This window comes from Klebsiella sp. HMSC09D12 (assembly GCF_001808475.1).
GTDB classification, from domain to species: domain Bacteria; phylum Pseudomonadota; class Gammaproteobacteria; order Enterobacterales; family Enterobacteriaceae; genus Klebsiella; species Klebsiella oxytoca.
In genome coordinates this window covers 55,513-67,253 of the sequence record NZ_KV793382.1, presented here as the reverse complement: position 1 = coordinate 67,253, position 11,741 = coordinate 55,513, and the positions used below count along the sequence as shown (strand labels likewise).

Here is an 11,741-nt window from a genome sequence, read left to right as displayed (position 1 = left end):
GGAGAAAAATCGTGCAATCCACTATACACATTATCCGGCTGTACATGAGCCGCCGATGCAGTATTGTGAAACAACCATCTCTTTTGATTGAGGAATTGCTGACAATGATAAAAATACTGGGCAAACGCTCATCAATTAACGTGCGTAAGGTACTGTGGACCTGTGAAGAAGCGGGAATAGCATATCAGCAGGAGGATTACGGTAGCGGGTTCCAGTCCATCGAGACTCCGGCGTTTCGCGCCCTTAATCCGAATAGCCTGGTCCCGGTGCTGCTGGATGGCGATTTTGTGCTGTGGGAGTCAAACAGCATCTGCCGCTATCTGGCGCGCAAAGCCGGGCGGGAAGACCTGCTCCCCACGGCGCCGCAGGCTGCCGCCGAGGTTGAGCGCTGGATGGACTGGCAGGCAACGGAATTCAATACTGCCTGGCGCTACGCCTTTATGGGACTGGTGCGCAAGGACCCGCGTTTTCAGGAACCGACGGCTATCAAAGAGAGCATTGTCGCCTGGACCCGCTGCGTGCAGATCCTCAATGCGCAGCTTCAGCAAACCGGGGCATGGGTTGCCGGCAGCCAGTTTACGCTCGCGGATATCGTCCTGGGACTGTCGGTGCATCGCTGGAAAATGACGCCGTTCGCGCATCCGGAAATGGCCGAAGTGGAGCGCTGGTATATGGCGCTGAATCAGCGCCCGGCGTTTAAGCGCCACGGCAATAACGGCGTGGCGTAAAGATAAAAAAAGAAGCTCCGGAGAGCTTCTTTTTCAAGTACGGTGCGCGTGTTACCGCATCGTCACAAACTCTTCCGCTGCGGTTGGGTGGATCGCCACGGTATTGTCGAAGTCTTTCTTGGTTGCGCCCATCTTCAGCGCCACCGCGAAGCCCTGCAGCATTTCATCCATACCGAAGCCGATACCGTGAATGCCGACAATTTTCTCTTCCGGGCCGACGCAGACCAGCTTCATGCGGCACGGCTGGCGGTGTGAAGTGACGGCGGTATACATGGCGGTGAAAGAGGATTTATACACTTTTACCGCCTCATCGCCGTACTGCTCGCGCGCCTGCGGCTCGGTTAAACCGACGGTACCGATTGGCGGATGGCTGAATACCACGGTCGGGATGTTGCTGTAGTCCAGATGTTCGTCCGGCTTGTTGTTAAACAGACGCTCGGAGAGACGGCGGCCGGCGGCAACGGCGACCGGAGTCAGCTCGACGGCACCGGTATTATCGCCGACGGCGTAAATACCCGGAACGTTGGTATTCTGGAATTTATCGACGACGATATAGCCTTTATCGTTAGTTTCCACTCCGGTAGCGGCGAGATTGAAGTTATCGGTTGCCGGTTCGCGACCGATCGCCCAAATCAGGCAGTCCACGGTCTGGCTGCGGCCATCTTCCAGCTCCAGGGTCAGGCTGCCGTCGGCGTTCTTCACTACCGCTTTCGGAATGGCATGGGTATGCAGCTGCGGGCCTTCGGCGTTCATCACCTCAACCAGCGTTTCAACGATCAGCGGATCGAAGCTACGCAGCGGCGCGTGTTTACGCACGAACAGATGGGTCTCCGCGCCCAGTCCGTTAATCACGCCCGCCAGCTCAACGGCGATATAGCCCGCGCCGACTACCGCAACGCGCTTCGGCAGCGCCGGCAGTTCGAAGAAACCATCGGAATCAATACCGTACTCGACGCCGGGAATGCTCGGATGGCTCGGACGGCCGCCGGTGGCGATCAGAATATGGTCGGCGGTTATCGTCTCGCCGTTAACTTCGACGGTTTTCGCATCGACAAAACGGGCGAAGCCTTTAATGACATCGACCTTGTTTTTGCCCAGCACGTTATCGTAAGAGGTGTGGATACGATCGATATAGGCGCTACGGCTGGCGACCAGCTTATCCCAGTCGAAGTGATTAATTGTGGTATCAAAACCGTAATCCGGGCCATACAGATGGATGGCTTCACGGATCTGCGCCGCATGCCACATCACTTTCTTCGGTACACAGCCGACGTTCACGCAGGTGCCGCCCAGGTCTTTGGCTTCAATCAGCGCACACTTTTGGCCGTACATAGCGGCACGGTTAATGGAGGCGATACCGCCGCTGCCGCCGCCAATGGCGATATAGTCATAATGCTTGCTCATGAGTCTTATCCTTAATGTCTGATTGGCGCGATTGTATACCTGAAATCACCAGGTTCCACCGATTGCTGTGATTGTTACTCAGGCACGATCCAGCTGACGGTGGCATGGCCGATACCGGTCGGCACCAGCTTTTTATGTAGCCAGGGCAGAACGTTGTTCATCTGCTGCTCCAGCTTCCACGGCGGGTTGATGACGATCATCCCGGAGGCGGTCATCCCGCGCTGGTCGCTATCCGGACGCACCGCCAGCTCGATTTGCAGAATTTTGCGAATGCCGGTGGCCTCTAACTCTTTGATCATGCGCTTAATCTGCGCACGCAGTACGACCGGATACCACAGCGCGTAGGTGCCGGTAGCAAAGCGTTTGTAGCCTTCATGAATTCCGGTGACCACCGCCTGGTAGTCACTTTTGATTTCATAAGGCGGGTCGATTAGCACCAGGCCACGACGAGATACCGGCGGCAGCTTAGATTTCAGCTGCTGATAGCCATCGGTTTTTTCAACCCGGGCGCGGTCGTCTTTCTGGAACTCCGCGCGCAGCAGCGGAAAATCGCTGGGATGCAGTTCTGTCATCTGCAGGCTATCCTGCTCGCGCAGCAGCTGGCGGGCAATCAGCGGAGAGCCGGGGTAGTAGCGCAGCTGGCCGCTACGGTTGAAGTGCTGGACCACGGAGATATACGGCTCCAGCTCGGCGGGCAGGTCATCCTGCTGCCAGATGCGGGCGATACCTTCGAGATACTCACCGGTGCGCTCGGCATGTTCGCTGCTCAGCTGATAGCGGCCAGCGCCGGCGTGGGTGTCCAGATAGAGAAACGGTTTTTCTTTCTCTTTGAGCGATTCAATGATCAGGCTCTGAACGGTGTGTTTTAGAACGTCGGCGTGGTTGCCTGCGTGAAAGCTGTGGCGATAACTGAGCATGGATGCGGTGATTCCGGGAATTAAACAAGATAACCGATAGTTTACCGCAGATCCGCCTGGATTACCGCTGCGGTACCGTGCTGTTTTAATTCCTGCTGGTATTATCTGAGAAGCGACTCCCCGGAGGCGGTGCTGGCGCACCTGTCCGGGCTACCGGCCCGCAGCCAGCTGATGATTGCGGAATTAGCTCTCTTTTGTGGGTTTTACCGCCGGCAGGGTGCGATGCATCGGCACCGGCAGCCAGGCGCGAATTAATAATCCGCCGCGTTCGCTGGAGCCAAGTTCCAGCTTGCCGTTATGGTTATCGATGATGCGCTGAACGATAGCCAGCCCAAGGCCGGTTCCGCTAATCGTTCGGGCGCTGTCACCGCGAACGAAAGGCTGGAACAGATGTTCGCGCTGCTCCGGCTTGATTCCCGGTCCATCGTCTTCGACCTGGAACCAGGCCCGGTTACCTTCGCTGCCGCTGCTGACCTTGATCCAGCCGTTGCCGTAGCGGGCGGCGTTGACCACCATATTCGCCAGCGCGCGCTTGATGGAGAGCGGATGCACGCGCAGCGGGATCTCTCCCGGCTGCAGATCGGTAGCGATTTCCCGCTCATAGCCGCTCTCCGCCGCAATCACTTCGCCCAGCACCGCATTCAGGTCCACCAGCTCCACCGGCATCTCCTGACCGGTGCGCAGATAGTCGATAAACTGCTCGATAATGGCGTTGCACTCTTCGATATCTTTATTAATCGACTCGGCGAGGTAGCCGTCCTCTTCGCCCATCATTTCCGTCGCCAGACGGATACGCGTGAGCGGAGTCCGTAAATCGTGGCTCACCCCGGCCATCAGCAGCGTACGGTCGTCCGCCAGTTGCTTAACGCCTGCGGCCATATGGTTAAAGGCACGTGTCACCGAACGCACCTCTGATGCGCCGTATTCGCGCAGCGGCGGAGGGATAATCCCACGCCCGACCTGCAGCGCAGCGTGCTCCAGATCGACCAGCGGTCGGTTCTGTATACGAATAAAGAGCCAGGCGCCGCCAATCGCCAGCAGCATGATCGCCAGGGTGTAGCGGAACAGCGGCGAGAAGTCGCCCTGGTGGATTTCGGTCAGCGGTACGCGCACCCAGATATTGGGGGAGAGCCAGGTTTTTAACCACACCACGGGGGAGCTTTTGTTGACCTCAACCCGCACTTCGGTCGGCCCGCCGAGCTGGTGCGCCATCTGCTGGCTTAAGAATTCATAATGCTGCGCCCAGCGCAGGCCTGCGTCTTCCGCCGCTTCGTTGGAATAGAGCGAAATGCCCAGCTCGCGGTAAATTTCGCGGCGAAACGCCGGCGGAACCACCAGCTGGGTGCCGTCTTCCAGCTGCAGTTTATCGGTCATCAGCATACGCACTTCGTAGGCCAGAACCTTATTAAACTGCTGGAGACTGGGCAGGATCGCGAAATTCAGCACCACTAAATAGGTCGTCACCAGGCTGGCGAACAGCAGGGTGACGATCAGTAGCAGGGTACGGGCAAACGAGCTTCGCGGCGAAAAGCGCACGCGTTTCATGCCTTAGAGCCGTCCGGGACGAAAACGTAGCCCAGGCCCCATACGGTCTGGATATAGCGAGGATGCGCCGGATCTTCTTCCACCATGCGGCGCAGGCGTGAGATTTGTACGTCGATGGAACGCTCCATGGCTGAATACTCACGGCCGCGGGCGAGGTTCATCAGCTTATCGCGGGACAGCGGTTCGCGCGGATGGCTCACCAGCGCTTTTAGCACCGCGAATTCACCGCTGGTCAGCGGCATGGGTTCATCTTCACGGAACATTTCGCGGGTGCCGAGGTTCAGCTTGAATTTACCAAAGGCGATAACCGCCTCTTCCTGCGAGGGCGCGCCCGGTAGTTCGTTGGCCTGACGGCGAAGCACGGCGCGGATACGGGCCAGCAGCTCGCGCGGGTTGAACGGTTTTGGGATATAGTCGTCGGCGCCGATTTCCAGGCCCACGATTCGGTCAACTTCTTCCCCTTTCGCCGTGACCATGATGATCGGCATCGGGTTGCTCTGACTGCGCAGGCGGCGGCAAATGGACAAGCCATCTTCGCCCGGCAGCATAAGATCCAGCACCATCAGGTGGAAGGATTCACGGGTCAGCAGGCGATCCATCTGTTCAGCGTTCGCCACGCTACGAACCTGGAAGCCCTGCTCGGTCAGATAACGTTCGAGTAGCGCACGCAGGCGCATATCGTCATCGACAACCAGAATCTTATAATTCTCTTGCATTGTTTATACTCCCAAAGGTTCACTGCAATTGTCAGTACGTATTCTCAAAAAAGCCCGGGTCGCCCACCAGCGAAATCTGGTATATATTCCAGGCTAAATTGTTACAAAGCATATTTAACAGCAGCTTAAGTATACATTTAAGCATAAGACGCATTATTTATCCTGTTGCTATTATGACGCGCGACGAATTGTGCGCAGCATTGCACAAAGATTTGTAATCAGGAGCCGTAACCTTCGATGAAAACGCCGCTGATCACCCGTGAAGGGTATGAAAAACTGAAGAAAGAGATGGATACCCTGTGGCGCGAAGAACGTCCGGAAGTCACTAAAAAAGTGACCTGGGCGGCGAGCCTTGGCGACCGCAGCGAAAACGCCGACTATCAGTACAATAAAAAGCGCCTGCGTGAAATCGACCGCCGGGTGCGCTATCTGACCAAATGCCTCGAACAGCTGAAAATCGTCGATTATTCGCCGCAGCAGGAAGGAAAGGTCTTTTTCGGCGCCTGGGTAGAGATTGAAAACGATGCGGGCGAGACGAAGCGCTTTCGGATTGTCGGCTACGATGAAATCTTTGGCCGCAATGACTACATCTCCATTGATTCGCCAATGGCGCGCGCGCTGCTGAAAAAAGAGGTCGGCGATTTAGCTATCGTTAACACGCCCGCGGGCGAGGCTGCCTGGTACGTGAACGAAATTGAATACGTCAAAGCTAAATAGGTGCGGAACATTCCGAGAGGCTTGGGTCGCGGCTGGCATTTTAGCGTGCCAGTCCGTATAACTATCCCCCTGATTTTTGATCCTAAAGATGAATTAAACCGATGATGAATGATTCGCTCTGCCGCATTATTGCGGGTGAACTTCAGGCCAGGGCTGAACAGGTAGAAGCTGCCGTTCGCCTGCTTGATGAAGGGAATACCGTGCCGTTTATCGCACGCTATCGTAAAGAAGTCACCGGCGGTCTGGATGACACGCAGCTGCGTAATCTGGAAACCCGCCTGGGTTACCTGCGAGAACTCGAAGACCGTCGTCAGGCGATCCTGAAGTCCATCGGCGAGCAGGGCAAGCTGACCGAGGCGCTGGAAAAAGCCATCAACGGGACGCTGAGTAAGACCGAGCTCGAAGACCTCTATCTGCCGTACAAGCCGAAGCGCCGCACTCGCGGGCAGATCGCCATTGAGGCCGGGCTGGAGCCGCTGGCTGAGCTGCTGTGGAACGAGCCCTCTCATGACCCGGAAACCGAAGCTGCCAAATATATCGACGCTGATAAAGGCATCGCGGACAGCAAAGCTGCCCTCGATGGCGCGCGCTATATTCTGATGGAGCGCTTTGCTGAAGATGCGGGCCTGCTGGCGAAAGTGCGCGACTATCTGTGGAAAAACGCCCATCTGGTGGCCACCGTCGTTAGCGGCAAAGAAGAGGAAGGCGCGAAATTCCGCGACTACTTCGATCACCATGAACCGATCTCCACCGTGCCGTCGCACCGCGCGCTGGCGATGTTCCGCGGCCGTAACGAAGGCGTGCTGCAGCTCTCTTTGAACGCTGACCCGCAGTTCGATGAGCCGCCGAAAGAGAGCCACGGCGAGCAGATTATTATCGACCATCTCGGCCTGCGCCTGAATAACGCTCCGGCCGACGGCTGGCGTAAGGGCGTAGTGAGCTGGACGTGGCGTATCAAGGTGCTGATGCACCTGGAAACCGAGCTGATGGGCACCGTGCGCGAACGCGCGGAAGACGAAGCCATTAACGTCTTTGCCCGCAACCTGCACGACCTGCTGATGGCCGCGCCGGCCGGACTACGCGCCACCATGGGGCTCGATCCTGGCCTGCGCACCGGCGTAAAAGTCGCCGTCGTTGACGGCACCGGCAAACTGGTGGCTACCGATACCATCTACCCGCATACCGGACAGGCCGCCAAAGCGGCGGTAGCGGTTGCCGCACTGTGCGAAAAGTACAACGTTGAGCTGGTAGCGATAGGCAACGGTACCGCTTCGCGTGAAACCGAGCGCTTCTTCCTCGACGTCCAGAAGCAGTTCCCGAAAGTGACCGCGCAGAAGGTCATCGTCAGCGAAGCGGGCGCATCCGTGTATTCCGCCTCCGAGCTGGCGGCGCAGGAGTTCCCGGACCTCGACGTTTCCCTGCGCGGCGCGGTCTCTATCGCCCGCCGGCTCCAGGACCCGTTGGCCGAACTGGTGAAGATCGACCCGAAATCCATCGGCGTCGGCCAGTATCAGCATGACGTCAGCCAGACCCAGCTGGCGCGTAAGCTGGACGCGGTGGTGGAAGACTGCGTGAACGCCGTTGGCGTCGATCTGAATACCGCATCCGTTCCGCTGCTCACCCGCGTTGCCGGCCTGACCCGCATGATGGCGCAGAATATCGTCTCCTGGCGCGATGAGAACGGTCAGTTCCAGAACCGCCAGCAGCTTCTGAAGGTTAGCCGTCTGGGGCCGAAGGCCTTTGAACAGTGCGCGGGCTTCCTGCGTATCAACCATGGCGATAACCCGCTGGATGCCTCAACCGTGCACCCGGAAGCGTACCCGGTGGTGGAGCGCATTCTGGCGGCGACTCAGCAGGCGCTGAAAGATTTGATGGGCAACAGCAGCGAGCTACGTCATCTGAAAGCCGTTGATTTTACTGATGAGAAATTCGGCGTGCCGACGGTCACCGACATCATCAAAGAGCTGGAAAAACCGGGCCGCGACCCGCGCCCGGAGTTTAAAACCGCCCAGTTTGCCGATGGCGTAGAAACGATGAACGACCTGCTGCCGGGGATGATCCTCGAAGGCGCGGTGACCAACGTCACCAACTTCGGCGCGTTTGTTGATATCGGCGTTCACCAGGACGGCCTGGTGCATATCTCTTCCCTTTCGAACAAGTTCGTTGAAGACCCGCATACGGTGGTGAAAGCGGGGGATATCGTGAAGGTTAAAGTGATGGAAGTTGATCTGCCGCGCAAGCGTATCGCGCTGACGATGCGTCTGGACGAACAGCCCGGCGACAGCAACGCGCGCCGCGGCGGTGGGAACGATCGCCCTCAGGGCAACCGCCCGGCGGCGAAGGCTGCTAAACCTCGCGGTCGTGAGACGCAACCTGCGGGCAACAGCGCGATGATGGACGCGCTGGCGGCGGCGATGGGTAAAAAACGCTAAACTCTCCGGCCCCTTTTGTCGAGGGGCCGCATTTCTTCCGGCATTCGCCATATTGTGCAAACAAGCATCAGTATTTTCTTATAACGTCGTAATAAGCGCGAAATGCGGACGGTGAGATTATTATTTTCATTTCGTTAACTATCGAAACCTTAATTAAACATTTGGTCATTAAGAATTATTATTATTTCGACGCCTGTTACAAAATAGAGTTTGCTCAATATCAACAAAAGCTCAATCTCCTGTTTAAAAAAACAATCGACCGCATTATATGTATTGATGATAAAAACTATTCTCATTATCATTATTTGCATTGAATATTTTTTATTCTTCGTTGGCTACGGTCCCTTGCGCCGCATCTTCGGCGCGTACGGAAAACTCTTTTTCAGTTGGCGATACACAAGTAGGTCCTATGCAATTCACACCTGATAGTGCGTGGAAAATCATTGGTTTCTCCCGCGATATTAGTCCGGCGTATCGGCAGAAACTGCTGTCCCTCGGAATGCTGCCGGGTTCATCTTTTAATGTGGTTCGCGTGGCGCCGCTCGGCGACCCTATCCATATTGAAACCCGACGCGTGAGCCTGGTATTACGTAAAAAGGATCTTGCGTTAATTGAGCTGGAAGCGGTTGCACAATAATGCCTGACCGGCACTAAGAGCATGAATATGAAAAAATTAACCCTTGGTTTAATTGGTAATCCTAATTCCGGTAAGACTACCCTGTTTAACCAGCTCACCGGTGCGCGTCAGCGCGTTGGTAACTGGGCGGGGGTGACCGTTGAGCGTAAAGAGGGGGGCTTCAACACCACCGATCATCAGGTCACGCTGGTGGATCTTCCGGGCACCTATTCGCTAACCACTATCTCCTCGCAAACCTCGCTGGATGAACAGATTGCCTGCCACTATATTCTCAGCGGCGACGCCGACATGCTGATTAACGTGGTCGATGCGTCCAATCTGGAACGTAACCTCTATCTGACGCTGCAGCTGCTGGAGCTGGGCATCCCCTGCGTCGTCGCGCTGAACATGCTCGATATCGCGGAAAAACAGAACATCCGTATCGATGTCGACGCGCTGGCCGCCCGCCTCGGGTGCCCGGTTATCCCGCTGGTTTCCACCCGCGGACGCGGTATTGAAGCCCTGAAAATGGCGATCGATCTCCATCAGCAAAATCAGCCTGTAGAACTGGTGCACTATCCGCAGCCGCTGCTGCGCGAAGCGGACAAGCTGGCGCAGGTGATGTCCGGGGAGATCCCGCAGCGCCAGCGTCGGTGGCTGGGCTTACAGATGCTTGAAGGCGATATTTACAGCCGCGCCTACGCCGGTGATGCCGCCCATAAGCTGGACGTGGCCCTGGCGCACCTGAGCGAAGAGCTGGATGATCCCGCGCTGCATATCGCCGATGCCCGTTACCAAAGCATTGCTGCTATTTGCGATGCGGTCAGTAACACGCTTACCGCCGAGCCCAGCCGCTTTACCGCAGCGATGGATAAAGTCATCCTCAACCGTTTCCTCGGACTGCCGGTCTTCCTGTTCGTTATGTATCTGATGTTCTTACTGGCGATCAATATCGGCGGCGCGTTGCAGCCCATTTTCGATGCCGGTTCCGTGGCGATCTTTATCCACGGCATTCAGTGGATTGGCTATACCCTGCATTTCCCGGACTGGCTGACCGTTTTCCTCGCCCAGGGGATTGGTGGGGGGATCAATACCGTGCTGCCGCTGGTGCCGCAAATCGGCATGATGTATCTGTTCCTCTCCTTCCTTGAAGATTCCGGCTATATGGCGCGGGCGGCGTTTGTGATGGACCGCCTGATGCAGGCGCTGGGGTTGCCGGGGAAATCCTTCGTGCCGTTAATCGTGGGTTTTGGCTGTAACGTCCCTTCGGTGATGGGCGCGCGTACGCTTGATGCGCCGCGTGAGCGTCTGATGACCATTATGATGGCGCCGTTTATGTCCTGCGGCGCGCGGCTGGCGATTTTTGCCGTCTTTGCCGCCGCCTTTTTCGGCCAGAATGGCGCGCTGGCGGTCTTCTCGCTGTACGTGCTGGGTATCGTGATGGCGATTGCCACCGGTCTTATGCTGAAGCATACCATTATGCGCGGCGAAGCTTCGCCGTTCGTCATGGAGCTGCCGGTGTACCACGTTCCGCACGTGAAGAGCCTGATTATTCAGACCTGGCAGCGCCTGAAAGGTTTCGTGCTGCGCGCGGGTAAAGTGATCGTTATCGTTAGTATCTTCCTCAGCGCGCTGAACAGCTTCTCGCTGAGCGGTAAGATCGTCGATAACATCAACGACTCGGCGCTGGCGTCGGTCAGCCGGGTGATTACCCCGGTGTTTAAACCGATTGGCGTACATGAGGATAACTGGCAGGCGACCGTCGGACTGTTCACCGGCGCGATGGCCAAGGAAGTCGTGGTAGGGACGCTGAACACCCTCTACACCGCCGAAGATATCCAGAACGAAGAGTTCAATCCGCAGACGTTTAGCCTCGGCGATGAGCTGCTGGCTGCAGTGGACGAGACCTGGCAGAGCCTGAAAGATACGTTCAGCCTGAGCGTGCTGGCCAACCCCATCGAAGCCAGTAAAGGCGACGGCGAAATGGAAACCGGTGCGATGGGCGTGATGGGAAGCAAATTCGGCAGCGCTGCGGCGGCGTATAGCTACCTGATTTTCGTCCTGCTCTATATTCCCTGCATCTCGGTTATGGGGGCGATTGCCCGCGAGTCGAGCCGCGGCTGGATGATGTTCTCCGTCCTGTGGGGGCTGAATATCGCTTATTCGCTCTCTACGCTGTACTACCAGACCGTCAGCTTTAGCCAGCATCCGCGCTACAGCCTGGTATGCATTCTGGCGGTGGTGCTGTTCAATATCGTGGTCTTTGGCCTGCTGCGCAGAGCGCGTAGCCGGGTGGACGTTTCGCTGCTGGCGACGCGCAAAACGCCGTCTTCCTGCTGCCAGAGTCCTGCTGGCGATTGCCACTAAGGAGCGATGATGGCGTCGTTAATTGAAGTTCGCGATATGCTCGCCCTGCAGGGAAGGATGGAAGCAAAGCAGATCAGCGCCCGCCTGCGTGCGCCGCAGCCGTTAATCGACGCCATGCTGGGCCGCTTGGAAGCAATGGGTAAAGCGGTGAAAACCACCGAAGATGCCGATGGCTGCCTCTCCGGCAGCTGTAAAAGCTGCCCGGAAGGCAAGGCCTGCCTGCGGGAGTGGTGGTCGCTGCGCTGAGATGTTTTCCGGTGTTTTTTCCGGAGGCGATGCTGCGCATCTGTCCGGGCTAC

General features: G+C 57.1%; 10 protein-coding genes. 6 read left to right on the top strand and 4 right to left on the bottom strand.

The genetic code is table 11. From position 1 onward, the window contains the following. Nucleotides 1-104 precede the first annotated feature (104 nt). Complete coding sequence (locus HMPREF3178_RS01385; RefSeq protein WP_004106681.1) at nt 105-728, top strand: glutathione S-transferase family protein; 624 nt, start codon at nt 105-107, stop codon at nt 726-728. 51 nt (nt 729-779) lie between these two features. Here HMPREF3178_RS01385 and gorA read toward each other — a convergent pair whose 3' ends face one another. The 4 genes from gorA to ompR all read right to left on the bottom strand — a co-directional run bounded on the left by gorA (nt 780) and on the right by ompR (nt 5,310). Continuing rightward, nucleotides 780-2,132, bottom strand: a complete 1,353-nt coding sequence (gene gorA, locus HMPREF3178_RS01380; RefSeq protein ID WP_004116189.1) for a glutathione-disulfide reductase — start codon at nt 2,130-2,132, stop codon at nt 780-782. Nucleotides 2,133-2,206: 74 nt separating this feature from the next. Next, a complete protein-coding gene (locus tag HMPREF3178_RS01375; protein WP_017145277.1) occupies nt 2,207-3,049 on the bottom strand; it encodes a 23S rRNA (adenine(2030)-N(6))-methyltransferase RlmJ in 843 nt (280 codons plus the stop codon). A gap of 183 nt (nt 3,050-3,232) precedes the next feature. Continuing rightward, nucleotides 3,233-4,594: a two-component system sensor histidine kinase EnvZ gene (gene envZ, locus HMPREF3178_RS01370; RefSeq protein WP_070584974.1), complete on the bottom strand. Its 1,362-nt coding sequence runs from the start codon at nt 4,592-4,594 to the stop codon at nt 3,233-3,235. After that, nucleotides 4,591-5,310 (bottom strand): osmolarity response regulator transcription factor OmpR, encoded by a 720-nt coding sequence (ompR, locus tag HMPREF3178_RS01365; RefSeq protein ID WP_001157751.1) that lies wholly within the window; start codon nt 5,308-5,310, stop codon nt 4,591-4,593. The genes envZ and ompR overlap by 4 nt, the downstream gene beginning before the upstream one ends. A gap of 237 nt (nt 5,311-5,547) precedes the next feature. On the opposite strand from ompR, the gene greB reads away from it, so the two are divergent. The 5 genes from greB (at nt 5,548) to feoC (ending at nt 11,688) form a co-directional block, all read left to right on the top strand. Next, a complete protein-coding gene (gene greB / locus HMPREF3178_RS01360; protein ID WP_004106676.1) occupies nt 5,548-6,027 on the top strand; it encodes a transcription elongation factor GreB in 480 nt (159 codons plus the stop codon). A gap of 101 nt (nt 6,028-6,128) precedes the next feature. After that, nucleotides 6,129-8,459 carry a Tex family protein gene (locus HMPREF3178_RS01355; protein WP_017145278.1) on the top strand — a complete coding sequence of 777 codons (2,331 nt, stop codon included), beginning with the start codon at nt 6,129-6,131 and terminating at the stop codon, nt 8,457-8,459. A gap of 409 nt (nt 8,460-8,868) precedes the next feature. Continuing rightward, nucleotides 8,869-9,096, top strand: a complete 228-nt coding sequence (feoA, locus tag HMPREF3178_RS01350) for a ferrous iron transporter A (protein ID WP_004106673.1) — start codon at nt 8,869-8,871, stop codon at nt 9,094-9,096. A gap of 27 nt (nt 9,097-9,123) precedes the next feature. Beyond that, the gene (gene feoB / locus HMPREF3178_RS01345) at nt 9,124-11,442 is read left to right on the top strand and encodes a Fe(2+) transporter permease subunit FeoB (protein WP_029496769.1); all 2,319 of its coding nucleotides are present in this window, start codon (nt 9,124-9,126) and stop codon (nt 11,440-11,442) included. A gap of 9 nt (nt 11,443-11,451) precedes the next feature. Further along, nucleotides 11,452-11,688, top strand: coding sequence for a [Fe-S]-dependent transcriptional repressor FeoC (feoC, locus tag HMPREF3178_RS01340; RefSeq protein ID WP_004106668.1), 237 nt, complete (start codon nt 11,452-11,454; stop codon nt 11,686-11,688). Nucleotides 11,689-11,741 lie beyond the last annotated feature (53 nt).

What these genes read in the sequence shown, in the direction of transcription:
- greB (WP_004106676.1), top strand. Translation starts at nt 5,548, where the DNA reads ATGAAAACGCCGCTGATCACCCGTGAAGGGTATGAAAAACTGAAGAAA.
- HMPREF3178_RS01385 (WP_004106681.1), top strand. Translation starts at nt 105, where the DNA reads ATGATAAAAATACTGGGCAAACGCTCATCAATTAACGTGCGTAAGGTA.
- HMPREF3178_RS01355 (WP_017145278.1), top strand. Translation starts at nt 6,129, where the DNA reads ATGATGAATGATTCGCTCTGCCGCATTATTGCGGGTGAACTTCAGGCC.
- feoA (WP_004106673.1), top strand. Translation starts at nt 8,869, where the DNA reads ATGCAATTCACACCTGATAGTGCGTGGAAAATCATTGGTTTCTCCCGC.
- feoC (WP_004106668.1), top strand. Translation starts at nt 11,452, where the DNA reads ATGGCGTCGTTAATTGAAGTTCGCGATATGCTCGCCCTGCAGGGAAGG.
- gorA (WP_004116189.1), bottom strand. Translation starts at nt 2,132, where the DNA reads ATGAGCAAGCATTATGACTATATCGCCATTGGCGGCGGCAGCGGCGGT.
- envZ (WP_070584974.1), bottom strand. Translation starts at nt 4,594, where the DNA reads ATGAAACGCGTGCGCTTTTCGCCGCGAAGCTCGTTTGCCCGTACCCTG.
- HMPREF3178_RS01375 (WP_017145277.1), bottom strand. Translation starts at nt 3,049, where the DNA reads ATGCTCAGTTATCGCCACAGCTTTCACGCAGGCAACCACGCCGACGTT.
- feoB (WP_029496769.1), top strand. Translation starts at nt 9,124, where the DNA reads ATGAAAAAATTAACCCTTGGTTTAATTGGTAATCCTAATTCCGGTAAG.
- ompR (WP_001157751.1), bottom strand. Translation starts at nt 5,310, where the DNA reads ATGCAAGAGAATTATAAGATTCTGGTTGTCGATGACGATATGCGCCTG.